Annotated in this window: 26 protein-coding genes; 8 read left to right on the plus strand and 18 right to left on the minus strand. The window is 32.5% G+C overall.

Translation table 11 applies throughout. The features are described from left to right. Nucleotides 1–29: 29 nt before the first annotated feature. The 13 genes from AANAER_RS00120 to AANAER_RS00180 all read right to left on the minus strand — a co-directional run bounded on the left by AANAER_RS00120 (nt 30) and on the right by AANAER_RS00180 (nt 13036). Nucleotides 30–2201, minus strand: a complete 2172-nt coding sequence (locus tag AANAER_RS00120; protein ID WP_129081263.1) for a malate synthase G — start codon at nt 2199–2201, stop codon at nt 30–32. A gap of 13 nt (nt 2202–2214) precedes the next feature. Next, the gene (locus tag AANAER_RS00125; RefSeq protein WP_129081264.1) at nt 2215–3639 is read right to left on the minus strand and encodes an NCS1 family nucleobase:cation symporter-1; all 1425 of its coding nucleotides are present in this window, start codon (nt 3637–3639) and stop codon (nt 2215–2217) included. A gap of 201 nt (nt 3640–3840) precedes the next feature. After that, nucleotides 3841–4380: an ureidoglycolate lyase gene (locus AANAER_RS00130; RefSeq protein WP_129081265.1), complete on the minus strand. Its 540-nt coding sequence runs from the start codon at nt 4378–4380 to the stop codon at nt 3841–3843. A 1-nt stretch (nt 4381) separates the two neighbouring features. Next, nucleotides 4382–5374, minus strand: coding sequence for an allantoicase (gene alc / locus AANAER_RS00135; RefSeq protein WP_129081266.1), 993 nt, complete (start codon nt 5372–5374; stop codon nt 4382–4384). Then, a complete protein-coding gene (gene puuE / locus AANAER_RS00140; protein WP_129081267.1) occupies nt 5371–6297 on the minus strand; it encodes an allantoinase PuuE in 927 nt (308 codons plus the stop codon). Before puuE ends, alc begins: the two co-directional genes overlap by 4 nt. A 1-nt stretch (nt 6298) precedes the next feature. Continuing rightward, entirely contained in the window at nt 6299–7030 is a 732-nt protein-coding gene (locus tag AANAER_RS00145) for a GntR family transcriptional regulator (protein WP_170218424.1), read from the minus strand. Nucleotides 7031–7159: 129 nt separating this feature from the next. Further along, a complete protein-coding gene (locus tag AANAER_RS00150; protein ID WP_129081268.1) occupies nt 7160–7771 on the minus strand; it encodes a LysE family translocator in 612 nt (203 codons plus the stop codon). A 9-nt stretch (nt 7772–7780) separates the two neighbouring features. Further along, entirely contained in the window at nt 7781–8479 is a 699-nt protein-coding gene (locus tag AANAER_RS00155) for an aspartate/glutamate racemase family protein (RefSeq protein WP_129081269.1), read from the minus strand. Continuing rightward, complete coding sequence (locus AANAER_RS00160; RefSeq protein WP_129081270.1) at nt 8479–9198, minus strand: ABC transporter ATP-binding protein; 720 nt, start codon at nt 9196–9198, stop codon at nt 8479–8481. Before AANAER_RS00160 ends, AANAER_RS00155 begins: the two co-directional genes overlap by 1 nt. Nucleotide 9199: 1 nt before the next feature. Beyond that, the gene (locus AANAER_RS00165; protein WP_129081271.1) at nt 9200–9982 is read right to left on the minus strand and encodes an ABC transporter ATP-binding protein; all 783 of its coding nucleotides are present in this window, start codon (nt 9980–9982) and stop codon (nt 9200–9202) included. Beyond that, entirely contained in the window at nt 9979–10944 is a 966-nt protein-coding gene (locus tag AANAER_RS00170; RefSeq protein WP_129081272.1) for a branched-chain amino acid ABC transporter permease, read from the minus strand. The genes AANAER_RS00165 and AANAER_RS00170 overlap by 4 nt, the downstream gene beginning before the upstream one ends. Nucleotides 10945–10947: 3 nt before the next feature. Further along, complete coding sequence (locus tag AANAER_RS00175; RefSeq protein WP_044419235.1) at nt 10948–11820, minus strand: branched-chain amino acid ABC transporter permease; 873 nt, start codon at nt 11818–11820, stop codon at nt 10948–10950. Between the two features lie 46 nt (nt 11821–11866). Further along, nucleotides 11867–13036 carry an ABC transporter substrate-binding protein gene (locus tag AANAER_RS00180; protein WP_164969320.1) on the minus strand — a complete coding sequence of 390 codons (1170 nt, stop codon included), beginning with the start codon at nt 13034–13036 and terminating at the stop codon, nt 11867–11869. A 420-nt stretch (nt 13037–13456) separates the two neighbouring features. On the opposite strand from AANAER_RS00180, the gene AANAER_RS00190 reads away from it, so the two are divergent. From AANAER_RS00190 to AANAER_RS00200, 3 genes are read left to right on the plus strand one after another with little or no spacing between them, the layout of a single operon-like run. Then, a complete protein-coding gene (locus AANAER_RS00190; RefSeq protein ID WP_129081274.1) occupies nt 13457–14416 on the plus strand; it encodes an ABC transporter substrate-binding protein in 960 nt (319 codons plus the stop codon). Between the two features lie 15 nt (nt 14417–14431). Further along, on the plus strand, nt 14432–15334 hold the full coding sequence (locus AANAER_RS00195) for an ABC transporter permease (protein WP_129081275.1): 903 nt from the start codon (nt 14432–14434) through the stop codon (nt 15332–15334). Next, nucleotides 15331–16134: an ABC transporter ATP-binding protein gene (locus AANAER_RS00200; RefSeq protein WP_129081276.1), complete on the plus strand. Its 804-nt coding sequence runs from the start codon at nt 15331–15333 to the stop codon at nt 16132–16134. The genes AANAER_RS00195 and AANAER_RS00200 overlap by 4 nt, the downstream gene beginning before the upstream one ends. Before the next feature lie 73 nt (nt 16135–16207). Here AANAER_RS00200 and AANAER_RS00205 read toward each other — a convergent pair whose 3' ends face one another. Further along, the gene (locus tag AANAER_RS00205; RefSeq protein WP_129081277.1) at nt 16208–16726 is read right to left on the minus strand and encodes an ureidoglycolate lyase; all 519 of its coding nucleotides are present in this window, start codon (nt 16724–16726) and stop codon (nt 16208–16210) included. 384 nt (nt 16727–17110) lie between these two features. On the opposite strand from AANAER_RS00205, the gene AANAER_RS00210 reads away from it, so the two are divergent. From AANAER_RS00210 to AANAER_RS00230, 5 genes are read left to right on the plus strand one after another with little or no spacing between them, the layout of a single operon-like run. Then, nucleotides 17111–18208 (plus strand): TRAP transporter substrate-binding protein, encoded by a 1098-nt coding sequence (locus tag AANAER_RS00210; protein WP_129081278.1) that lies wholly within the window; start codon nt 17111–17113, stop codon nt 18206–18208. Then, nucleotides 18205–18708, plus strand: coding sequence for a TRAP transporter small permease subunit (locus AANAER_RS00215; protein WP_129081279.1), 504 nt, complete (start codon nt 18205–18207; stop codon nt 18706–18708). The genes AANAER_RS00210 and AANAER_RS00215 overlap by 4 nt, the downstream gene beginning before the upstream one ends. 3 nt (nt 18709–18711) lie before the next feature. Then, nucleotides 18712–20037 (plus strand): TRAP transporter large permease, encoded by a 1326-nt coding sequence (locus AANAER_RS00220; protein WP_129081280.1) that lies wholly within the window; start codon nt 18712–18714, stop codon nt 20035–20037. Nucleotide 20038: 1 nt separating this feature from the next. After that, a complete protein-coding gene (locus AANAER_RS00225; RefSeq protein ID WP_129081281.1) occupies nt 20039–21634 on the plus strand; it encodes a gamma-glutamyltransferase family protein in 1596 nt (531 codons plus the stop codon). Between the two features lie 17 nt (nt 21635–21651). After that, nucleotides 21652–22458 carry a sulfite exporter TauE/SafE family protein gene (locus AANAER_RS00230; protein WP_129081282.1) on the plus strand — a complete coding sequence of 269 codons (807 nt, stop codon included), beginning with the start codon at nt 21652–21654 and terminating at the stop codon, nt 22456–22458. 63 nt (nt 22459–22521) lie between these two features. On the opposite strand, the gene AANAER_RS00235 is transcribed toward AANAER_RS00230, so the two are convergent. Genes AANAER_RS00235 through urtC form a run of 4 tightly spaced genes read right to left on the minus strand, consistent with a single transcriptional unit; the run spans nt 22522 to nt 25874 of the window. Continuing rightward, nucleotides 22522–23271: an urease accessory protein UreD gene (locus tag AANAER_RS00235; RefSeq protein WP_129081283.1), complete on the minus strand. Its 750-nt coding sequence runs from the start codon at nt 23269–23271 to the stop codon at nt 22522–22524. Further along, on the minus strand, nt 23272–23967 hold the full coding sequence (gene urtE, locus AANAER_RS00240) for an urea ABC transporter ATP-binding subunit UrtE (RefSeq protein WP_129081284.1): 696 nt from the start codon (nt 23965–23967) through the stop codon (nt 23272–23274). 1 nt (nt 23968) lies between these two features. Beyond that, nucleotides 23969–24757 carry an urea ABC transporter ATP-binding protein UrtD gene (gene urtD, locus AANAER_RS00245; protein ID WP_129081285.1) on the minus strand — a complete coding sequence of 263 codons (789 nt, stop codon included), beginning with the start codon at nt 24755–24757 and terminating at the stop codon, nt 23969–23971. After that, entirely contained in the window at nt 24744–25874 is a 1131-nt protein-coding gene (urtC, locus tag AANAER_RS00250; protein ID WP_129081286.1) for an urea ABC transporter permease subunit UrtC, read from the minus strand. Before urtC ends, urtD begins: the two co-directional genes overlap by 14 nt. Nucleotides 25875–25877: the final 3 nt, after the last annotated feature.

Consider the following 25877-nt stretch of genomic DNA (forward strand, 5'->3'; position numbering starts at 1 on the left):
TATATTTACATTTGTATAATATTTATTCATTATTTACAAATACTATCTTTAAATTCTCTTCTGTATTGGTGTAAGATTGGTTCCGTATATCCTGAGGGTTGAGTTTTTCCTTTAAATATCAAATCACAAGCTGCTTTAAAAGCAAAACCGTCGTATGCAGGTGCTATTGGGATATAGTTTGGATCTTTTTCATTTTGTTTATCAACAACTTTTGCCATCTGTTCTAAAGAGTTCATAACCTCTTCTTTTGTACAAATACCGTGTTCTAACCAGTTTGCCAAATGTTGTGAAGAGATTCTAAGTGTTGCTCTATCTTCCATAAGTGCGATATTGTTTATATCAGGAACTTTTGAACAACCGATACCCTCATCAATCCATCTAACAACATATCCCAAAATCCCTTGGGCATTGTTATCAAGTTCATTTTTTATTTGCTCTTTTGATAACTCTTCTTTTAATAAAGGTATTGTAAGAAGTTCTTCTAAACTTGCTCTTCTTTTTCCTTTTAAATCGTTTTGAACCTCAAAAACATCTACTTGATGATAATGTATTGAGTGTAAAACAGCCGCAGTAGGAGATGGAACCCACGCTGTATTGGCTCCTGATTTCGGGTGTGAAATTTTTTCAGTCATCATTTTTGCCATCTCATCAGGCATTGCCCACATCCCTTTTCCTATTTGAGCTTTTCCTTGCAAACCACACTCTAAACCAATATCTACATTCCAGTTTTCATAAGCTTTTATCCAAGGCTCTTGTTTCATTTTTGTTTTTGCAGTCATTGCTCCTGCTAACATTGAAGTATGAATCTCGTCCCCTGTTCTATCCAAAAATCCGGTATTTATAAATACTACTCTATCTTTAGCCTCTTTTATACACTCTTTTAAGTTTACAGATGTTCTTCTTTCTTCATCCATAATCCCTATTTTAAGAGTGTTTAGAGGTAAGTTTAAAGCTTTTTCAACCAAAGCAAACATTCTAACTGCAAAAGCGACTTCTTGTGGTCCGTGCATTTTTGGTTTTACTATATAAAGAGATTTTGTTCGGCTGTTTCTTTTTTGATTTTTATTTGTCAAATCGGGAATTGCAGCCAAAGTCGTAATCATACAATCCATAATCCCCTCAAAAATTTCTTCATCATTTTTATCTAAAATCGCAGGATTTGTCATAAGATGCCCTACATTTCTTATAAAAAGAAGACTTCTTCCGTGAAGGATTAGTTCTTTGTTATCTAAGGTTTTAAAAACTTTATCTTTATTTAGTTTTCTTGTAAGACTTTTACCGTTTTTAATGAAACTCTCTTCTAAAGTGCCTTTCATAAGACCAAACCAGTTTCTATAAACTTCAACTTTGTCTTGGGCATCAACTGCTGCAATAGAGTCTTCACAATCCATAATAGTGGTAACTGCTGCTTCAACTGTTACATCTTTTATCCCAGCAAGATCAAGTTTTCCTATAAAACTGTTTTTATCAAACTCAATTATCACATGAAGATTATTGTTTTTTAAAACAAGGGAAGTCGGATTCTCTTTTTCTCCTGCAAAAGCCAATGCTTTGTTTTTTTCTTTTAAAGAAACAAGCTCTTTGTTTTTAAGTTCAACTTGAAGCTTATTATCTACTATTTTATAAGCAATGGCATCTTTATGGGAACCTTCTGTAAGAGGTGCAAGGCAATCCAAATGCTCTTTTGCAAAGTTTACAACCTTTTCTCCTCTTTTTTTATTGTACTCTTTTGTAATTGCCAACTCGCCTTCTTTTGAAAAAATATCACTTCCGTAAAGAGCATCATATAAACTTCCCCATCTTGCATTAGCCGCATTTAAAGCAAATCTTGCATTTTTAACGGGAACTACTAATTGAGGACCGGCTTGAAGCGCTATCTCTTCATCCACATTTTGTGTTGTTACTTTAAAATCTTCGCAAGGCTCTTGTAAGTAACCAATCTCTTTTAAAAAGTTTTTGTATTCTATAAGATTTTCTATGCTGTATCTGTTTCGTTTGTGCCAATTATCAATTGCATTTTGAAGTTCTTCTCTTTTTTCTAAAAGTGCTTTGTTTGTAGGAGTTAACTCTTCAATAATTTTCTCAAAGCTGCTCCAAAAATCTTCTTTTTTTATCTGGGTTGTGGGTAAAATCTCTTCGTTTATTAAATTATAAAGTGATTCATCGATTTTTAAATTGCCATTTAAAATTTTGTTTCTCATTTTTCCTCTTTTCTTAGTTAAAAGCTAAATTTCTATTTGTCTGATATTTTGATAAAGATAAATATATAAAACCACCGAGAACTGCTCCTATAATCCAACCGTAACCGTTTAGGCTGCTTAAAGAGTCAACCCATACGGTACAAATAGAAAAAAGGGCACCTATTACAAAGGCAACCATAGTATTTGTATTCCAACCGTTTTTATAAAAATAGATACTCTCTTGGGTCTCGTCATATAAAGAGTTCATATCTAAGTCTTGTTTTTTTATAAAGAAATAATCAACTATTAAAATACCGTATAAGGGTGCCAATGTTGCTCCTAAAGTATTTACGATAGGACTTATTCCTACTTGACTTATGAAACTAACCCAAAATCCTCCGATTATTAAAGCAAAAGCGGATGTTATCATTCCTGATTTTTTAAATGAGAGTTTTTTTGGCGCTAAATTTGATATACCGTTAACTGCAGGAATAAAGTTAGCAACTAAGTTAATACCGACTGTTGCAGTGAAAAATGTAATTGCAGCTACTAAACTTAATATTGTACTGTCTGCTTTTTCAACTATATCCATTGGATTTGTAAGTTTTTCTCCGAAAACAACAACGGAACCGGCGGTTATTAAAAGAGCTAAGGCTGAAAAGAAAATCATATTTAAAGGCAATCCAACCAAGTTTCCTAGAACCATTGATTTTTTGTTTTTTGCATATCTTGAAAAATCGCTAAAATTTATCATTACTGCGGCAAAGTAAGCAATCATAGTCCCTACAATTGCAAAAAAACCGTTTATTTCAGAATCAAAAGTAGAACTTTTATTAGAGAAAATATTATTTGCAGCGCTAAAAAGTTCACCTTTTGATTCGCTCCACAATACAATTAGAAGACCTATCATAATAAGATATACAAAGGGTGCTGCAAAATTTAAAAATTTTGATACCCAGTTCATTCCCTTTGAGAAAATCACCATTTGCAGTATCCAAACAACAAAAAATGAGAACCAGCCTACCATATCTAAGCCTAAAACAGTAGTTTTTAATTCAATACCTGTTGAAGCAACTATTAATAGATGTAAAGCAGTAGAGGCAAAATAGGTTTGAACTCCAAACCAAAAAACTGCAACAACAGCTCTTATAATAGCAGATAATTTAGCCCCGTGTATTCCCATACTTGATCTTGCTAGTACAGGATAAGGAATCCCATAATCAACTCCCGCTTTTCCCGATATATTTACTAAAAATGTTACTATTAGTCCTGCTACAATTAAAGCAGAGAATGCCGTCCATCCAGTAACTTGATAACTTATAAATAAAGAAGCAACTAATGTATAGCCAAATAGACTTTGAATATCATTTGCCCATATATTTGAAACTTCAAACCATTTCCAATTTTTTTCACTCTCTTTTGTGGGTGATAAAGAGTCTTTATTAACATCTCTTACCATAATTTTTCCTATTTAATTGTTCTAATTTTTTTTCACCACAAAAAAGATTTTATAAGTTAACTAGTTTGCAATGAAATTACTGAGGTTTTTATTCATCTTTATTCTTCTTTTTAATATTTCTTTTTTTATAATCACAATGCCAGTCGTGACTTTTTTATGAAAATATTAAATATGGAAGTAAAAAAGTCATACTAATCAAACTTATTGCTGCTTACCATTTTCTATCCTTTTATCTAATAATATTTTTGTATCTTTAATTTTAAACTCAATGCACTCTGTTATTTTGTTTTTGATTTGATTACAATCTGTTCTGTCTATAACTATAAACTGATCTTTATCTTCCAGACTGATTAATGGAAAATGCCAAATTCCTCTATTGTAATGAACTCCTTGATTTCCGTTTGTAATAAAAGCTTCAATTGTTGATAAATCAGGCTCTTCTTTACCCAAAGCAACAACTGCCATAAAAGGTTTAAAACTTCTAGGCATGAAAGTTTGTGAAAAGAAAGGATGTTTTTCCAACATATCTATTTTTAAAGGGAACTCTCTTTTTTTTGCTACATAGATATGAAGAGTTGCTTTGCCGTTTTTTTCATTTGAATCCATAGTGCATAATTCAAAATATTTTTGTGCATAACCATTATTGATGGTTTTAGAATCATTGTTTTCAATGCTTACCACCTCTCCAAATTTTTTGAAAGCCTCTTTTGTAAGAGTTTGGGGTTTTAATAAAAGCTGCATTTTAAGCCTTTACCTCTTTTATAAATTTTCCAAAAAGTTTAAGTCTTGAGATTCCTCCATCAGGGAAAATATTTACTCTTATATGGGTAACAGGTTTTTTATGGAGTAAAAAACTGTTGTCAAAAGAGTGTTTTTTATGCATCTCAAGTTTTTGTTTACTTATTAACTCTTCCCAAAACATACTTTGGGTAATTACTGAATTATCTGTTGTATTTTCCAAATAAGCGCTGCAAATAGAAAAAGAATCGGCAAAATTCCCTTTAAAAAAGTTTGTATCAACCATAATATTATCGATAATAGCAGGTTTTGCCAATTCTATGATTCCCCAGTCAAATCCCGGTTCTCTTCTTCTTCTAGTTTCCCAGCCGTCACCCATATTGATAGCATCTTCATCTTTTAAAATATTTCTTAAAGGAGCAAAAAATTCATTATTTGTATAAACTGCTCTTGCTCCGTTTTTCATTGAAGCTATATTTATATTTTCTTTTTCATAAAGTTTTTCATCAAAACAAATCTCTCCAAAAGCTTTAAATCTAGCAATTCCGCCATCTGGATAGATATCAACTTTTAAATGTGTTATTTCACTAATATCTTTTGAAGAAAAGTTTTGTTTTTTATCTCCTTCTAAATCACTTTGTTCAAGAAGTTCAAGCCACTTGAAACTATCTATTTGGTTTATGAAACTTTTATCATCAATCTCTTTTGCATTACATCCTTTAATTGAAATAGCTAAAGGATAATTCCCTCTAAAGTGGGAAGTATCAATTAAAAAAGAGTTGATTTTAGAGATATTCCCAAGCTTGATAATACAAAAATCATTTCCTCCGTCTCTTCTTCTTCTCGTTTCCCAGCCATCCATCCAGTGACCGTTTTCATCATATTTATCCTCAAAGATTGCTTCACTTTCTTGAAGCATTCTACTGGCTTTTGCAAAGAATTCATCTGTCGTAAAAATTATTTTACTTCCAAGTTCACAGCTTGCTACGTTTATCATTTTGTTCCTTTGCTTGAAAAATTTTTAATCCAGTGATTTGCAATATCTAGTCTTGAACAAAACCACACGTCATCAAAACTTCTTACATATTCCAAGAATTTTCTCATTGCCATAATTCTTCCGGGTTTCCCTGTTATTCTGCAGTGCATTCCAATAGACATCATTTTAGGAGATTTTGCTCCTTCTAGATAAAGAGCATCAAAGCTGTCTTTTAAGTAAGTAAAGAATTCATCTCCGCTGTTGAATCCATGGGGCATAAATCTCATATCATTTACATCCATAGTATATGGAATAACTAGATGTTCTTTTGTAGTTATTTCAGGGGCAAAATATGGCAAATCATCATTATAAGCATCGCTGTCATATAAAAATCCTCCTTCTTGGACTACAAGTTTTCTAGTGTTTTCACTGTCTCTTCCTGTGTACCACCCCAAAGGTCGTTTCCCTAACATTTTTTCTAAGATTTCAATACTTTTATATAAATGGTCTCTTTCTATTGATTCTTCAATTTTTTGATAATTCAGCCATCTATAACCGTGAGAGCAAATGTCATAATCATTTTTTGCCAAATATTCCGCAACTTTGGGATTTCTTGCTATTGCCATTGCAACTGCAAAAATAGTTACGGGAATTTGAAAATCTTTAAAAAGTTCCAAAATTCTCCAAACACCTACTCTTGAGCCGTATTCGTACAGTGATTCAATTGATTTATGTCTTTGTCCGACAAAGGCTTCGGGATTTACCATATCTGATAAAAAAACTTCTGAGGCTTTGTCTCCGTGAAGAATACAGTTTTCCGCACCCTCTTCGTAATTTAATACAAATTGAAGTGCTACTTTAGCGCCGTTTGGCCATTTGGGATTAATAGGTTCATTTGCATAACCTATCATATCCCTTGGGTAGTTATTAATTAATTTATTCATTTTAATTTCCAAATATAAATTTATTTTTTTTTGATGGTGTAATACCGAAATTTAATGCTTCTACGCAATGAACAAGATGCTGATCCATAATACTTTTTGCATAAGTTATATCGTTACTTTTAATGGCATCAATTAACACTCTGTGTTCATCATAAGAACAAAAAGAGGTCTCACTGTCATCGTAAATAAGTCCTGCAAGAATACTTAAAGGAATAAGAGGCTTTAAAGCGTTGATTAAAAAATCATTTTCACTTAAAATTGCCAAATTTAAATGGAAATCACATGATGTTTTTACATATTCCCCGTTTCTAAGGGAAACTTTTAAATACTCTTCATTTTCAACTTTTTCATTTAATATAGATAAATCCAACTCTTTTTTTGAATGTTTTTGGGTAACTATTTCTACAATACCTGCTTCAATAACTTTTCTTGCTGTGTAGATATCTTTTGCATTCTCTTCTGTTAGCCAGACTACATGAAATCCTTGATTTTTTTTATATGTTAAAATACCCATAGTTTGAAGTTTACTAAAAGCTTTTCTTACTACATCTCTACTTGCATTTAACTCTTTTGCCAATACGCTTTCTGATAATTTAATTCCCGGATGTAGTTTTTTAGTAAAAATTGCATCAAAGATGAAGTTTACTATTTTGTCTTCTAATGTAAAAATATCATTTACTTCCATTGTTTCCTCTCTTGTTGTAATGAATTTTATCAGATTGTCTACAATCATTGTAGACAATCTTTGTATATTAAATATACATTTTCTGATTTTTTATTCAATTTATATTATGTATATATGGTTTTTATTATATTATATTTTTAATTCTATTACTTATTTAAGGCTTTTTTATAAAAAAGTCTAGCTGTAAAGAGTTTGGGATAATAACCAAAAAGAGACGGCTATTAACATTCCACCGAATATTTTACTTTGAATTTTTACTGCATAATTTGATGCAAATTTTTTAGCCATCCACGAACCGCCGTACACCCATGTCATATGTGTAAAGAGATTTAACAGTAAAAGAGTAAGACTAAGAGTTAAAACTTCATAAACAATAGATTGATTTTTATCTAAAAATTGAGAATACATTGTCAAAACTATTGATATTCCTTTTATATTAAGTGTTTGGGAAATAAGACCGTCTATAAAGTTTAAATTAGTAGAAGAGTTTTTTTGTTTTATCTCTTTTTTACTCAAAAATTTATATCCCAGCCAAAAAATATAAATAACTCCTAATAGTTGAATTGAAAAAAATATTCTTGGATAATTTATTAAAATAACGGCAAGTCCGAACCCTGCAAGGAGTGAATATGAGGTATAAACTAAATTTAGTCCTAATACAAAAGGAATGGATTTTTTAAATCCGTTTGAAGCTCCGCATATTGCACATAAAACATTGCCCGGTCCGGCACTAAATACTAGAGGAAAAATTACACTTAACCATAATAAAAATTCTGAGAAAGAATCCATCTTTTAAGCCTATTTTACAATAGGATAAGAATAGGCATTTATTTTACTTGTTTTTAGTTTTGCGCCGACAAGAGATTCTGCCATTTTAAGGGCACATAAAACTCCATCAACAACAGGAATATTGCATTTTTGCGATAACTCAATTGTTAAATCAGCCATTCCTGCACATCCTAAAATAATTGCTTCACAATTATCCTCTTCTACAGCTTTTAAAATCTCTTTTTCAATCTTTTGTTTTGCATTGCAAGTTCCGTCTTCCAAAGATAAAACAGGGATATTAGCTGCTCTTACTTTTCTGCAAAATTTTGACATTCCGTATTTGTGTGATAACTCTTCAATTATTGGAACTGAACGATTAAGAGTGGTAACTACCGAAAAACTTGAAGCTAAAATAGTTGTCATATGCATCGCTGCTTCGCAAATTCCGATTACAGGACCTTCTGCCAATTCTCTTGCAGCTTCAAGTCCCGGATCATCAAAGCAGGCAATTACATAAGCATCTGCTCCCCAATCTTTAGCTTTTTTTATCTCTTCCATAAGTCCTGCTAAACTTTTAACTTCATCATAATGCCCTTCAATACTTTTGGGAGAATTTTCAGGATTTGAAGCCCAGATTTCCGTGTCATTGTTTTTAAACTTTAGTGCTACTTCTTTGCATTTTTGTGTCATTGATTCCGTAGAGTTTGGATTTATTATTGCTAATTTCATTAGTGACTTCCTCCTAAATATAGTTCAATGATTCTTTCATCATGTATTAAATCTTTTGAATTTCCGCTTAATAAAACTTCTCCTAATTGCATTGCATAGGCTCTTTGAGAAACTTTTAAAGCCATTCTTGAATTTTGTTCAACCAAAATAACAGAGACTTTATCTTCCTTATTGATTTGTACAATTGATCTTGCAATATCTTGAACCAGTTTTGGAGCAATTCCAAGACTTGGTTCATCCATTAAAAGAACTTTCGGTCTTGACATAAGAGCTCTTCCTATTACCATCATTTGTTGTTCTCCACCGCTCATAGTGCTGGCTTGTTGTTTAAATCTCTCTTTTAATCTTGGAAATTTTGTTAAAACTTTTTCTAAATCTTCTGCAATACCATCTTTGTCTTTTCTTGTAAAAGCACCCATTAGAAGGTTGTCCTTTACAGTCATATAAGGAAATACTCTTCTTCCTTCAGGAGTCATTGCAATTCCTTTTTCTACAATTTTTGAAGGAGATTGTCCATTTAACTTTTCTCCTTCAAAAAGTATTTCTCCTGAATTTATATTTTTAAGTCCCGTAATAGCTTTTAAAATAGAAGATTTTCCAGCTCCGTTTGCACCGATTAAAGTTATAGTTTCTCCCTCTTCTAAACTTAAAGAGACACTTTTTACAGCTCTTACTTGATCATAATATACATCTATGTTTTTACACTCTAATAAAGCCATATTAAATTCCTAATTCTTCATCTTCTACACCTAAGTAAGCTTCGATTACTTTAGGATTTTTTTGAATATCAGCAGGTTTTCCTTCTGCTATTTTTTCACCAAAACTAATAACAACGATTCTGTCTGAAATTTCCATAACGGCAGGCATATCATGTTCAACTAAAAGAACGGTTACTCCTGACTTTTTAATTTGTTTAACCATATTCATACATTTTTTTGTTTCATCATGATTCATTCCTGCAAAGGGTTCATCCAATAATAAGATTTTTGGTTTACATGCAAGAGCATTTGCAATTCCTAAACCTCTTAAAAGTCCGTGAGGTAGATTGCTTGCCAATTCATCTTTTACTTCATTTAATCCTAAAAAATCAATAATTTCATCAGCAGACTTACCAAACCTTTTATTATCCTCTTTTGCAAGTTTAGTATTAAAGAAAAATCCTAAAAGGTTTGACTTTGCTTGTAACTGATGAGCAATTATAATATTATCTCTTACTGACATATTTTTAAAAACAGTAGTTTCCTGGAAAGTTCTTACAACACCTTTTCTTGCTGTTATATGGGGTTTTAAACCTGAAATTTTTTCTCTATTGAAAAGAACTGCTCCTGAAGTAGGTTTTAAAAATGAAGAGATTAATTTAAACATCGTTGATTTACCTGCTCCGTTTGGACCGATAACCGATAAAATTTCATTTTCATAAACTTCAAAAGAGATATCGTTTATGGCAACTAAAGAGCCGAACTTTTTAGTTACATTATTTACTTGAAGAATTATTTTTTTCATTTTTTAAACCTTAAACTTAGAAGACCGTTTGGTAAAAACAGCATAAGAAGTATCATAATACTTGAATAAATCAATAATTGATACTCTTTAAATATGAAAAGAATATCCCAGCTAAAATATAAAACAAATGCCCCTAAGATAGGACCGAAAACATAAGCTAAACCTCCAAGAAAAGTGTAAAGCATATAATTAATCGAATCTGCAACTTGAAATGTAGTCGGATATACAGATTGAGTCAGATTAATAAAAATTGCTCCTCCTACTCCTGCAAAAAATGAAGCAATGGCATATGAAATTACTCTTAAATATGAAATATTTACACCAAAAGATGAAGCTAATTCTTCATTTTGTTGTAAAGATTTAAGAAGTATTCCCATTCTTGAATGTACAAGTCTGTAAAGAATTGCGAAAGTTACAATCATAGCAATTACAGAAAGATAATAAAATCCTATTTTACTGTTTTGTAAGTTTGCAAAATCAGGAATTATAGTAATTCCAAAAATACTTAATTCTCCGGGAAGTGGGATATTTGTAATTCCTCTTGGTCCGTTTGTAACAGGAACAAGTGCAATTGCAAGTAATCTTACTACTTCTGTAAGAGTTAGAGTAATCATTGAAAAATAGACTCCTCTTAGTCTTAGAATCGGTAGACCGATTAAAATACTAAATAAAGAAGCTAAAATTCCTGCTAAAAACAGTGCCAGCCAAAAAGATAAATTTAATTGGGTGATTAAAACTGCGGCACAATATGCTCCTATTAGAGCATAAGCGCCTTGTCCCATATTAATTCTACCTATATAAAAAGTCAACCAAACTCCTGCACTAATCATTGCTAAAATGGCAACAGAAGTAATACCGTAAAGAAAATCATTTCTTTGTGTATATATCAAAACGGCAGGAATGATAACCAATAAAAAAATCAGTGCTATTAAGACTCTTGTAATAAATTGTTTATTTTTCATAAATCACCCCCAAGGTTTTCCCATTAGTCCCTGAGGACGTAAAGTAAGGAATATCATTAAACATACAAAAATTGTTAAATAAGTAATATCTCCAGGCAGATAATAAAGTCCCAAAGCTTCAACAATACCTAAAATAAAACCGCCTAAAATAGCTCCTGAGATCACTCCTGCTCCACCAATCATAATCATAGTAAAAGCTTGAACGGAAATTCCCCCGCCAATTCCTGAATTTACTCCTGTTATGGTTACAAGAAGACTTCCTGCTACTCCTGCTAACATGGCTCCCATGGCAAAACCGATTAGACTATATTTATCTAAATCAACACCCATAAGTTGTGCGGCAGTTTTGTCTTGTGCTAAGGCTCTCATTGCACGTCCCGGTTTTGAATATTGCATAAAAAGAATAAATGCCGTAATCATTACTACGGCTATAATTCCAATAGCAATTCTATTGTAAGGAATAATAATATCTATTCCATATGCATCTCCGAAAAATACTCCGTCAACAATTGAAGGAACACTTCTTTGTTTTTCTCCAAACACAATTAAAATCAAAGCGTCAAGAAAAAATGCAGTCCCTGCAGCAAGGAGCATTGAACTCTCTTCTCTAAGGGACTTTTTTATAACCGGATTAAATAGATATTTTTCGAATATTGCACCTATTAGTGCTAATGTTAATCCTGAAGCAATAACAGCTACAATAAAAGGAAGTCCTAATTTTCCATAAACATAATAAGTAACAAAAGCACCTAAAACATACATTTGTCCATGGGCAAAATTAAGAATATTCATAAGTGAAAAGATTAGTGTTAAACCTAATGCTATTAATGCGTATTGCGCACCTGTAATTAAACCATTGAGTAGTATTTGTTCCATATATTTTCCTCTTTAATAAAAAAGATACCCAAAAGGGCATCTTTACTTAGTCTGCAGAACCTACAAAAAGTGTTTTAAACTCACCGTTTTCATAAACTTTTGGAGTAAGAGGCACACCTAATTGTCTGTTTTGACCAAATGTAGTTTTTCCTACAAATTTTAATTTTGCGTCTTTATCTTTAAAGAAAAGATTTGGAGCCGACCAGTTTGAGTCAACAGTTTTTAAGAATTCATCTGCATTGTTAATAGCTTTTGGATTAGATTTTAAAACTGCTAAAATATACTCTAAAGCAAATACTTTTGTATTTGATTCATCATTATATTCGCCGTATTTTTTTGTATAATACTCAACCCATTTTTCCATTTTTTCAGATTGAATTGAAGCATCTGCTCCACCTTGACAGATAAATCCGTTTGCAGCATCTCCTGCTCCCTCTTTTAAAATACTTGCATCAAGTGCAGTTCCAGCTGCCATATATCCTTTGAAACCAAGCTCTCTTGCTGTTTTAATAATTAACGGTGCAGTAGCCGGAGAAACCCCTGATAATACCAAAAGGTCAGGTTTTTTCTTAATAATTGGAGTGATTACGGAATAGAAATCTCTTGTATCCGCTTTATAAGTTGCTTTAGCTTCCAAAATTTTTAATCCTAAATCTTCTGCTATTTTAATACCGTTGTCTCTTTGGTTAAGAGGATCTGCTGCATTTGCCGCAATAAAAGAAATAGTTTTTACCCCTTTGTTTTCTTTTAACCATTTGTATACAGACGGTTCCCATTGATATGATGCAATCATCCCGAATATTGCATAATTTGCGGGTTTTACATATAAACTTTTATCAAAAGCATATGGGAAATATACAATTTTGTTTTTTTCTGCAATAGGTTTTACTGCAATAGCTTGGGCATCATCATTTGGTCCAACAACGTATTTAATACCCTCTTGAGCCATTTTTTCCATACCGGCAACTGCTATTTTAGGATCGAAAGCATCATCAAAAGGGACAATTTCAACTTTATATTTTTTTCCTGCTATTTCAACTCCGCCTTTGGCATTGTAAATATCAGCTGAAGTTTCCATTGATCTTACATTTGAAGTACCCCATGCGGCGTTTGCCCCTGAAAGAGTACCTACAAATCCAATTTTTATACTATCTTGAGCAAAAAGAGTAGTAGTCAGTAAACTAGTTACTAATCCAACTTTAAGAAATTTTTTCATAATTTTATCTCCTTAATTTATGTAATATTTATCATTGATAAATTCTAAAACTATGTTAACAAATTGTCTACAATAATTGTCTACAATAATTGTCTACAAAATATACAATATTAAAAAATATAAGAAATTTATTTTTCAAATTATTATTCTCGAAATATTTATTAAATAGAGTTATTTTATGAATAATGGTTCACTTTGGGAAATAGGTGAAAGTAAAGAGGTATTTTCAAATCCTCAAACCAAAGAGTTACAAAACTTTTTATCTTCGTTTTTATAATAGCCATTTAAAATGGCTATTATCTTCTTTTATTTCTTCATCTAAGTAGCCATTTAGTTGTAAAGATATAGAATATTTCACAACTTTTTTAAAAAATCTTTTTAAGTTTAAAATAAATAACAAATCATTCTAAGGAATTCATTATGAGATTAAGTTCAATTTTTAAAAGTGCTCTTATGTCAACACTTTTAGTATCTTCTGCTTTACAAGCTAAACCTGTTTATGTTGCGACTACTGCAATTGTAGAACATCCGGCACTAGATGCCGTAAGAGATGGAATCAAACAAGCATTAAATGATAACGGTTATAGTGGAGATAATCTTAAGTTTACTTATGAGAGTGCTCAAGGAAAACCTGATATTGCTTCACAAATTGCTAGAAAAATGGTAGGTGAAAATCCTGATATTATTGTTGCAATTGCAACTCCGTCAGCTCAAGCAGCGGTTACGGCTACAAAAACAATTCCAGTTGTATTCTCAGCCGTAACAGATCCATTAGCTGCAAAACTTGTTCCAACTTTAGAACAACCTGGAGGGAATGTTACAGGTCTATCTGATATGGCTAATATTAAAGAACATTTTACTTTAATTAAAGAGTTTGTACCTAATCTTAAAGTGCTTGGTATTCCATACAATCCAGGTGAAGCAAATGCAGTTTCAATGCTTGAAAGTGCTAAAGTTGTAGCAGAAAAAATGGGTATTAAAATTGTAGAAGCAGCAGCTCCTAAATCATCTGATGTAATGATTGCAGCTAAACAATTAGTGGGTAAAGCAGATGCAATTTATTGTCCAATTGATAATACTATTATTTCAGCAGTTGAATCGGTTATAAAAGTTGGTATTGATGCACAGGTTCCAGTTTTTGCAGGTGATACAAGTACAGTTGAAAGAGGAGCGATTGCTGCTGTTGGTTATAACTATTTTGATTTGGGTCGTCAAACAGGAGATATTGTAGTAAGAATTTTAAAAGGTGAAAAACCAGGTTCAATTGATGTGAAAATGGCAAAAGGAACAGATTTGTATGTTAACCCGAAAATGGCTAAAAAAATGGGTATAGAAGTTCCAAAAGAAGTGCTTGAAAAAGCTACTAAAATTGTTAAATAGTTAAAAGTTGTTGATTTGTCACTATATGCTTTTTTAGGAACACTAGAAATAGGGTTTATTTACGGTTTAGTTGCTATGGGAGTTTATCTTACTTTTCGTATTTTAGATTTTCCCGATTTAACTGTTGATGGAAGTTTCACGCTAGGAGCAGCTACAACGGCTGCTCTAATAGTTTCAGGAGTAAATCCTTATTTATCAACTCTATTAGGTACACTTGCCGCAGCAAGTGCCGGTATTGTTACAGCTTGGTTAAATTTGCGTTTTAATATTCTTCATCTGCTTGCAAGTATTCTTACAATGACAGCTTTATATACAATAAATCTTCGTGTAATGGGAAAACCAAACCTTTCTTTAATCATGGAGCCTACGGTTTTAACTCCCTTTGAGGATTTAGGAATTCCTGCCATGTATTTAAAAGTTATATTCGTAGCTATTTGTGCAGTTATTGGAGGCTTGTTATTGTCATGGTTTTTATATACTCAATACGGTTTAGCAATGAGAGCAGTTGGTTCTAATAAAAGAATGGCTCAAGCAAACGGTATTGTTGTAAAAGAGAAAGTCTATGTGGGGCTAGCTTTATCAAACGGTTTAGTAGGACTTGCCGGAGCTTTATTTGCACAAACAAGTGGATTTGCTGATTCAACAATGGGGATTGGAACTATTGTTGTAGGACTTGCTGCTGTTATTATAGGTGAATCAATATTTGGAACAAAATCTATGTTAGTAGTTGTATTAAGTTGTATTTTGGGGTCAATTCTTTATAGAATTGCAGTTTCAATGGCACTTAATGCAGACTTCTTAGGTTTCCAAGCCTCTGATTTAAATCTACTTACGGCTGTACTTGTTACCTTGTCATTAATATTCCCGAAATTAAGAAGTGAATATAAAGCGAAAAAAGCAAAAAGGAAAAAAGTATGATTTGTTGTAAGGATTTACATGTTACTTTTAATCACGGCTTGGCAACTGAGAAATTAGCTTTAAGAGGCGTAGATTTAACAATACCAACCGGTCAATTCGTAACTGTAATTGGCTCAAACGGTGCAGGAAAATCAACCCTACTTAACACGATTGCAGGGGATATTGAAGCAACACATGGGCAGATATTTTTTGATGACAGAGATGTAACAGCATTACCTGCAACAGGTCGAACAAAAGATATAGCAAGAGTATTTCAAGACCCATTAGCTGGAACTTGCGGTAATTTAACCGTTGAAGAGAATATGGCTTTAGCTTACGGTAGAGGTAAAAGAGGAACTCTCTCTTTTGCACTAAATAGTAAACTTAGAAAACTTTTTCAAGAGCAATTAAGTAGACTTAATTTAGGGTTAGAAGATAGATTAACTTCTCAAATGGGACTTCTATCAGGAGGTCAGCGACAATCAGTTAGTCTTTTAATGTCTGCTTTACAACCAAGCAGTATTTTACTTTTGGATGAACATACAGCGGCACTGGACCCAAAAACAGCAGCACTTATTATGGATATTACTTCACAAATTGTTGAAGAGAAATCATTAACGGTAATGATGGTAACACACTCTATGAGACAAGCTTTAGACCATGGAAGCCGAACTATTATGTTACACGAAGGAAAAATTATCTTTGATTTAGAAGGTAAAGAAAGATCTGATTATGAGGTGAAAGATCTACTTAACTTATTTGCCCTTGCAAGAAAAGACGGCGAAGAGTTAGATGATGATAAATTATTATTAGACAGTTAACATAGTTTATTAACTATGTTACTGTTTTCCTAGATTAAACTCTTTTTTGAATCTATTTATTTCTGTATAAAAATTATTTTCTTACTAAATAAATTTCTTCATCTTTCATATTAAATTCTATTTGTTCTACTATTAATTTTTCATCTTTAATTATCTCGGCTCTATCTAAAACGAAAAATTCTTCTTTATCTTTTATACAAATTAACGGAAAATGCCAAACTCCTTTATTATAGTGTACACCTTGATCTCCATTTGTTTCAAAAATTTCAAGTGTTGATAAATCCGGTTCTCTCCCTCCTAGTGCTACTACACAATAAAAAGGTTCTTTGCTTCTTGGAAGAAAAGTCTGAGAAAATAAAGGATGTTTTTCTAACATATCAATCTGTAAAGGGAACTCTCTTTTATTTCCTATATAAATATGTAAAGTAGTAATTCCGCCTTTTTCATTTGTATCCATATTACAAATTTCATAAAACTTTTTAGCAGAGCCCCTATTTATCATCATAGAGTCTCTACCCTCTTTTTCTATTACTTCGCCAAACTTTTTAAAGGCTTCACTTGTTAGTGGTTTTGGTTTTATTTCCATTCTCATATTTATACCCTTAACTCATCTTTTCTTATAAATTTTCCATACATTTTAATCTTAGATTCTACTATCTTGATGTTGTTGCTATTTATATTTTATGTACTGAATAATTCAAAGTAATTGCTTTATTCAAAGCTTAATAACCGATATATTATCATAAATACAATTACAATTAGAATATTTTTACAGTTTTTAGCTATATATAAATTTTAAACAGGTGCTGTATATAATATATTCATTACCTATGTACAGTTATTGATAAAAAATATCTTTACAAAAATCTTTTCAAGGTATAAAATACCCTTAGAAAACATATTGGCTCTTATATCACAAGAGTATGTCATTAGGTGGATTTGTACAGAATCTAAATTATGAAAATGAAGGAAAAACATGACTAACGAAAGAAGAAACTTTATTAAAAAAACAGGTTTGGCAGGCCTTGGTGCAGCTATTGCCGTTCCCTCTATTGCAAGTGCCGATTCTAAAAAAACATTTAGATGGAAGATGACTAACTGCTACGGTGCAGGCGCTCCGTTCTATTCAACGGGACCTGGAAGTGCTAGTTATTTTTGTAAAAGAATAGAAGAGTTATCAAACGGTAGATTAAGAATTAAACACTACCCTGCAGGTGAACTTATTCCTGCTATGGAAGGTTTTGATGCAGTGTCAAAAGGTACTATTCAAATGAACTGGGGTAACTCTTTTTTCTGGGCAGGTAAGACTTTTGCGGCACAATATTTTACGGCAGTACCTTTTGGAATGAACTTTCAAGGAACTAATGCTTGGCTTCAATTCGGTGGCGGTCAAGAGTTATGGGATGAAGTTTATAAACCTTTTAACGTAATAGGTCTTGCAGCAGGAAATACAGGTGTTCAGATGACAGGATGGTTTAAAAAAGAGATTAAATCCGTTGAGGATTTAAACGGTCTTAGAATGAGAGTTCCTGGACTTGCAGGAAAGGTTTTAGAGCAACTTGGCGTTAGTGTAAAACTTCTTCCGGGCGGTGAGATTTTTCCTGCACTTGAAAGAGGTGTAATTGATGCAGCTGAATTTGTAGGTCCTTTTCAAGATAGAAGAATGGGATTTCAAAAAGCGGCAAAATACTACTATACTACAGGATGGGGAGAACCGAGTAATACAAGTGAATGTCTTATTAATAAAGATGCGTGGGAATCTTTACCTAAAGATTTACAAGCAATAGTAAAAGCTGTTGCAGCAGAGTGTAACCTTATGGGGCTGTCATGGTCAGAAGCAAATAACTCTGAAGCTTTGGAAGATTTAGTTAAAAACCAAGGAGTAATGGCAAAAACTCTGCCTGATTCAGTTATTGAAAAACTAAGAGATGTGACATTTGCTACATATGATAAATTAACAGCAAAAGATCCATTAGTAAAAAAAGTTCACGAAAGTTACTTTGCTTTTAAAGCAATGCATGATGATTGGCAAAATAAAAGTGAAGAAGTAGTGATGACTAAGTTGTCATCATGATTTTAAATATTTCAAATAGACTTGATGCGTTCATAGAACGCATTGGTCAAATAAGTTCTTGGTTTATTTTTATTTTGGTTTTGCAAGTTTCGGCAGATGTACTTTTTAGATACTTTTTTCATATAAGTTCAATAGCCGAGCAAGAGTTACAATGGCATATTTTGGCAATAATTGCAATGATTGGTTCTGCTTATACATTTCAACAAGGTGAACATGTAAGAGTCGATCTCTTTTATGCCCACTATAGTGAAAAAGTAAAACAGTGGATGGATATTATCATCCCTGTTTTTATAATCATACCTTATTCACTTTTTATAATATATTTATCAAGCGAGTATGTAATGCAGTCTTATATAACAGGGGAAGTCTCTCCGGATCCTGGAGGTTTACCTTATAGATATTTAGTTAAATCCTTAATACCGATTGGATTTACACTTATTTTAATTCAAGGGTTGGCAGTTTTATTAAAAGCTGTATCTAAAATAAAAGGGGAAAAATAATCAATGGATCCACAAATACTGGCAATCATGATGGTTGTATCCCTTTTTGCACTTATATTAGTAGGAGTTCCTGTTGCCTTTGCAATTGCAGGGGCAGGTCTGTTTTTTGGAGTTATGGGTGTAGATTTAAATCTATTTAATCTTTTGCCTTCAAGAATCTTTGGTGTACTTACAAATTATACTTTATTGGCTATACCGCTTTTTGTTTTTATGGGTATTTTATTGGAAAAATCCCGTTTAGCGGAAAAAATGCTTGATGTTTTAGGTCTATTATCAGGTAAAAAACCAGGCGGTATGGCTATTGCTATTATTGTAGTGGGTATTTTAATGGGTGCTTCAACAGGTATTGTAGGAGCTACGGTTGTAACCTTAACTATGATTGCCTTACCTACATTATTAAAAAGAAATTATAGTCATAGCGTTTCTTGCGGTACTATTTGTGCTTCGGGAACATTAGGACAGATTCTACCTCCTAGTTTGGTTTTAATTTTACTTGCAGATATTAGCGGTGAAGCCATAGGTCCTTTATTTGCCGCTGCATTAGTTCCGGGACTGTTACTTGCTGTTTGTTATATTTTATATATTATACTTTTAAGTAAATTTGCACCCCATCATGTACCGCCGATAGATGAAGAGGAGAGATCTTTATACTCAAAAAAAGAGTTATGGATAGAGTTTTTTAAATCTGTTGCACCGCCTTTTTTACTGATTTTCGCAGTATTAGGTTCAATAATAGGCGGACTTGCAGCTCCGACTGAAGCTGCATCAATGGGAGCAATCGGTGCTTTGGTAATAGTTTTTTTAAGTAAAAGATTAAGTTTAGAGATTTTAAAAGATACTTTATATGAAACTATGAAAGTTACGGGAATGATTATGTTTGTTCTTATAGCTTCTCAAGTTTTTGGCTTAAGTTTTAGGGGGCTAGAAGGGGATTATCTAGTTGAAGATTTATTTGCTGCAATACCTGGAGGAATGTGGGGTGCAATTTTATTTATGATGCTTGTTTTATTTGTTTTGGGATTTTTCTTAGAATGGATAGAGATATCATATATCGTACTTCCTCTCGTATTACCGATTTTTCATGCACTAGATATAAATATGATTTGGCTTGGAATTTTAGTTGCACTAAATCTTCAATCCTCCTTTTTGACCCCTCCTTTTGGTTGGTCACTGTTTTTCTTAAAAGGTGTAGCTCCAAAAGAGATTAAGACGATGGATATTTATAAAGGGGTACTACCGTTTATTGTGATTCAAATAATAGTAATTGCACTTGTAATGGTATTCCCGCAAATAGCACTTTGGTTACCCAAAGCAATAGGATGGATGTAATATGAATACTTTACCTTTAACGCAAGTTTCAGAAAATGTAATGGTGGTTTCTCCTCACCATAAGGCCAGTGATGCCGGTCTTGAAATATTAAAACAAGGAGGGAATGCCCTTGAAGCAACAATCGCCGTAGCTTCATCTTTGGCAGTGCATTATCCTCATATGACGGGAATAGGAGGAGATGCTTTTTGGTTGGTTTATGACCCTAAAGAGGGAGTCAGTTTTATAGAATCAGCAGGTTATTCCGGATTTGAGGTTAATATAGAAAAATACAAAGGTTTAGAAAATATACCTTTTAGGGGAAAATTAGCTGCTAATACGGCTGCCGGTGCTGTTAGTGCTTGGCATTTAGCTTTTGAAAAAAGTAAAAATGAGTGGAAAGGGAAACTAAAACCTTCCCAGCTTGTACAAGAAGCCGTATTTTCAAGTTTAAATGGAATAACAGTTACAAAATCTTTAGAGCAGACCTTAGAAGAGAAAAAAGAAGAACTAAGTGTGGACAAAGAGTTTGCCCAAATTTATTATTCAAATGCTAAAACTCCTAAAAGCGGGGAAACTTTGATTCAAGAAAAACTAGGGAATACTCTAAAAAGACTTGGAGAAAACGGTTTTGATGATTTTTACAGAGGTGAAGTTGCAAAAGATATTGCAGACGATTTCTCAAAAAAAGAGGGCTTACTAAATATAAAAGATTTGCAAGAGCACAAAGCTTCATGGCAAACGCCTTTAAAAATGAAAACTTCAAAAGCAAATTTATATAATGCTTCTGCTCCAACACAAGGAGTTGCATCTCTTATGATTTTGGGACTTTTTGACAGATGGTGTGAAAAACTTCCAAAAAAAGACTCTTCAAATCATATTCATCTTCTGGTTGAGGCTACTAAAATAGCTTTTAGACACAGGAATAAAATGGATACAAGTGTAAGTGCACAAGAGCTTCAAAAATGGCTTGAACCTGAATATCTGGATAAATTAAGTTTGGAAATTGATTTGGAAAAAGCAATTCCTTGGGGTGAAAATGCACAAGCGGGAGATACTACTTGGTTTGCAGTTTCTGATTCTGAGGGAAGAGTCGTAAGTGCTATTCAAAGTATTTATCATGAGTTTGGAAGCGGCTTTACTTTGCCAAAAACAGGAATAGTCTGGCAGAATAGAGGATGCAGTTTTTCTTTGGAACCTTCTCATATTCAAGCTTTAAAACCTAGAAAAAAACCTTTTCATACTTTAAATCCTGCCATTGCTCTTTTTGATGATGGAAGAGTTATGGCTTACGGAACTATGGGTGGAGACGGACAACCTCAAACCCAAGCAGCAGTTTTTTCCAGATATGCTTATTATGAAGAGGATTTGCAAACTTGTATAAATAATCCAAGATGGCTTTTAGGAAGAACTTGGGGTAATTCATCACAAAGCTTAAAAATAGAAGCAAGATTTAATGAAAGTATAAAAGATGAATTAATAAAAAAAGGTCATGATGTTGAGATTTTAGGAGCTTTAGATTCGGCAGTCGGACATGCCGGTGCTTTAGTTTTATACCCTTCAAAAAAAATAGAGGGTGCTTATGATCCAAGAAGTGATGGAAAAGCTTCAAGCTTTTAAAAAAGGAAAAATTATATATGAATGAGTTATTAGTTTTAGTGCCGATTTTACTTGTAAGTGGAGTCGTTGCAGGTTTACTTGCAGGTTTACTCGGTATTGGCGGAGGAATTGTAATAGTACCTATGCTTTACCATATTTTTATATACATGAAAATAGATATCTCTATTGCAATGCCTTTAGCCATAGGAACCTCTTTATCTACGATAGTCGTAACTTCGATAATCTCTGCAAGATCTCACCATAAAAAAGGCGGGATAGACTGGGATTTATCAAAAAGATGGATACCTTTTGTTATTCTAGGTGTATTTATAGGAGCTTTTTCATCAAAATTTATTGATGGAAATAGTTTAAAATTTATGTTTGGTATTTTACTTCTTGTTGTATCTTTAAATATGATAATAAGTAGTTTTAAAAGCCTTGTTATAGCAAAATCTCTTCCCGGAAAAGTGGGACAATCAATTTTTGCAACTTTGCTTGGGTGGTTTTCATCTTTGCTTGGAATAGGTGGAGGAACCTTAATGGTTCCTTTGCTTTCACTCTTTTCTTTTCCCATTCACAAAGCTGTTAGTACAGCTTCGCTTTTCGGACTTATTATAAGTATCCCCGCAACAGCAGGATATATAATAGTCGGTTGGAATGTAGAAAATCTTCCTTTTGCCTCAACGGGTTATATAAACTGGATTGCTTTTATTATTTTAGTTCCGATGACAATGTTTTTTGCTCCTTACGGGGTAAAACTTGCTTATAAACTAAATGTAAAGCAGCTAAAACTTGCTTTTGCAATCTTTTTAGCTTGTGTGGGATTAAAGATGATTCTTGTATAGAATTATTTTAAATCTATAAGTAGGCTTTGCATAAGATGTAAAGCCTACGTAATTGGAAATAGATTATTGTTTTCCTAAATTAAAACTGTTTTTATTTAAATTTTTTCTGTAGATTTTCCAGATGTTTTTTTGCTGTTTTTTTAAATCAGCCATATTTTTTGAACTAATAGAACCTATTATCAGTTTTTTTGATTTTGAGAAGGTAAAAGATTGGAAATTCTCTTTGTGCAGGGTTTTTAAAAAAGTTTCATTATCTTTTGTTTTTATATAGATTTTTAGATAGATATAGTTTTGGTTTTGATGTCTTTTTATATAATCTTTTAGCTCTTTTCCATAAACTTCAAAGTTTTCCAAATATTCAAGTTGATTTTCACAATAAAATTTATTTCTAGTTAGCATTGAGTCAAAATCAAAATGCTCAAAACTTCTTCCCTGAGTTAGAATATCGCTAAAAAAGAAGGTCGAATTTTTATCTGCATTTATACGCAAAAACTGAAGCAGTTTTGAATCTTTGAAAAGAATCAACTCATCATTCAAAAATTCACAGTTTGAGTTTTTTAAATTTATATTTATATAGTTTATTCCAAACTCTTTTTTAGAGGGATAGACTTTTGTTGCCGATTCTGTTGCAAAAATTGCATTTGAATCTTCAAGTTTTATATTGGTTTTTATTCTGTCATTTGGGAAAATTCCTTCCCCGATACTAAGAAGTTTTATATAGTTTTCTTCTTTGTTAAAGTAGTAGTATCTAGTTGGAAGGCTTAATTTGTTTAGTGAAAAAATCTCTTCTTTAAAGTTTAGTGATATGCTCATTTATACCGATAAATACTGTTCTACTATTTCATCACTTAGATTGTCAATTTCTCCTTTGGCAACCACGCTTCCTCTATCTAAAAGATAAAAGTCATCTCCGTGTTTTCTTGCAAAGGGAAGTTTTTGCTCGACTAGTATAACAGTTATCTTCTCCTCTTTTGTAAGATAATCTATTACCCCTCCGATTTGTTGTACGATATTTGGTTGAATACCTTCACTTGGTTCATCAAGAATTAGAAGTTTTGGTTCCAAACATAAAGCTCTTCCTATGGCTAATTGTTGTTGTTGACCACCTGAAAGGTCACCGCCTTTTCTTTTCAACATATCTTTTAAAACGGGAAATAGTTCGTATATTTTATCAGGAACTTGCTTTAAGCCGTTTCTATTTCCAAGTAGTCCAATTTCTAAATTCTCTTTTACGCTTAGTTGAGAAAATATCTCTCTTCCTTGGGGAACATAACCTATTCCAAGACCTGCTCTTTTTTCACTTCCTAAACGGCTTATATCTTTTTCTTCATAAATTATTTGACCGCTTTTAACGGGAAGCAGACCCATAATTGCTTTTGCCAAAGTTGTTTTCCCAACTCCGTTTCTTCCCATAAGACAAGTACATTTTGCAGGTTCAATCTCAATATTCAAATCCCATAGGGTATGGCTTTGTCCATAAAATTGGTTTAGATTCTTAATATTTATCATTTTATTCCCCTAAATATACTTTTCTTACTTTTTCATTATTTTGAACATCTTTCATAGAACCCTCTGCTAAAACAGAACCCTCATGAAGTACGGTAACCTTTTTTGCAATACTTCTAATAAACTCCATATCGTGTTCAACAACTACTACAGAGTGTCTTTTTGAAAGATCTGTTAAAATCTCACCTGTTTTTTCAACTTCTCCGGGAGTCATTCCTGCTACTGGTTCATCTACTAAAAGAAGTTTTGGGCTTTGCATTAAAAGCATTCCTATTTCTAGCCACTGTTTTTGACCGTGAGATAGAATAGAAGCTTTGTTATGATAATGCTCTTTTAATCCAATTAGTTCCATTGTCTGCTCAATCTTATTTTTTTGCTCTCCGCTTAATTTTGCAAACAGAGTTTTAAAAAATCTTTTATCATCTTTCATAGCAAGTTCAAGGTTTTCAAATATGGTATGTCCTTCAAAAACTGTGGGTTTTTGAAATTTTCTTCCGATACCAATCTCGGCAATTGTCGGTTCATCCATTTCTAAAAGATTTGCCGCTTGTCCGAAAATAACGTCCCCTTTATCAGGTTTTGTTTTTCCCGTAATTACATCCATCATAGTTGATTTTCCGGCCCCGTTTGCTCCAATAATACATCTAAGCTCTTCATACTCAATAGATAAAGAAAGAGAGTTTAAAGCTTTAAAGCCGTCAAAACTAACCGTAACATCATCTAAATAAAGGATTCTATCACCCTTTTTTAGTTCTCCTACATTTTGTTCTTGATTTTGTTTAAGCAGTAACATTTTGAAGTTCTCCTTTATCTTTTTTCAAATTAAGTTTAGAAAGAAGTCCTACAACTCCTTTTGGTAAAAATAGAGTAACCACTACAAAAAGTCCGCCTAAAGCATATAACCAAACCTCAGGTAATGCAGAAGTAAAGTAGGTACTTGCATAATTTACGATAAAAGCTCCTACTATTGCTCCGTATAAAGTTCCACGCCCACCGATTGCTACCCAGATTACTAGTTCAATAGAAAACAGGGGTGAAAAAACATTTGGATTTATAATTCCAACTTGAGGAACATATAAAGCTCCTGCAACTCCTGCCATAGCCGCACTTACTATAAAAATAAATAGTTTGTATTGTTCAACTTTGTATCCTATAAATCTTGTTCTGCTTTCTGCGTCCCTGATAGCTATACAAACCCTTCCTAATCTTGAGTTCATAATAAATCTTGCAATCAAATACCCTGCAAAAAGTGCTAGAAATGAGATAATAAGAAGTGCTATTCTTGTGCTATCTGCTGATAAATCAAAACCTAAAATATCTTTAAAATCAGTAAGTCCGTTGTTTCCTCCAAAGCCCATATCATTTCTAAAAAATGCAAGCATAAGAGCATAAGTCATAGCTTGAGTAATAATTGATAAATAAACACCCGTAACTCTTGATCTAAATGCCAAATATCCAAATACAAAAGCTAAAATACCTGGAATTAACATAATCATTATAAGTGTAAAAATAGGATTATCAAAACCATACCAAAACCATGGTAACTCTTTTAGATTCATAAATACCATAAAATCAGGTAAGTCTGGATTTCCGTAAACTCCTCTGTCTCCTATTTGTCTCATTAGGTACATTCCCATAGCATAACCGCCAAGGGCAAAAAATGCTCCGTGACCAAGACTAAGTATTCCAATATATCCCCATACCAAATCAAGAGCAAGAGCAAGCAGTGCAAAAGCTAAATACTTACCAAGAAGTGTTACTGTATAAGTTGATATATAAAATAGAGAATCTTGAGGTAAAACAAGGTTTGCAAAAGCTGTATATAATACAACTACAGCCAATACTCCTAATACTATTTTACCGCCTTTGTCATTTTGTAAAATTTGTAAAATTATCGGTTTTCTCTTCATCTT

This window comes from Halarcobacter anaerophilus (assembly GCF_006459125.1).
GTDB lineage: Bacteria > Campylobacterota > Campylobacteria > Campylobacterales > Arcobacteraceae > Halarcobacter > Halarcobacter anaerophilus.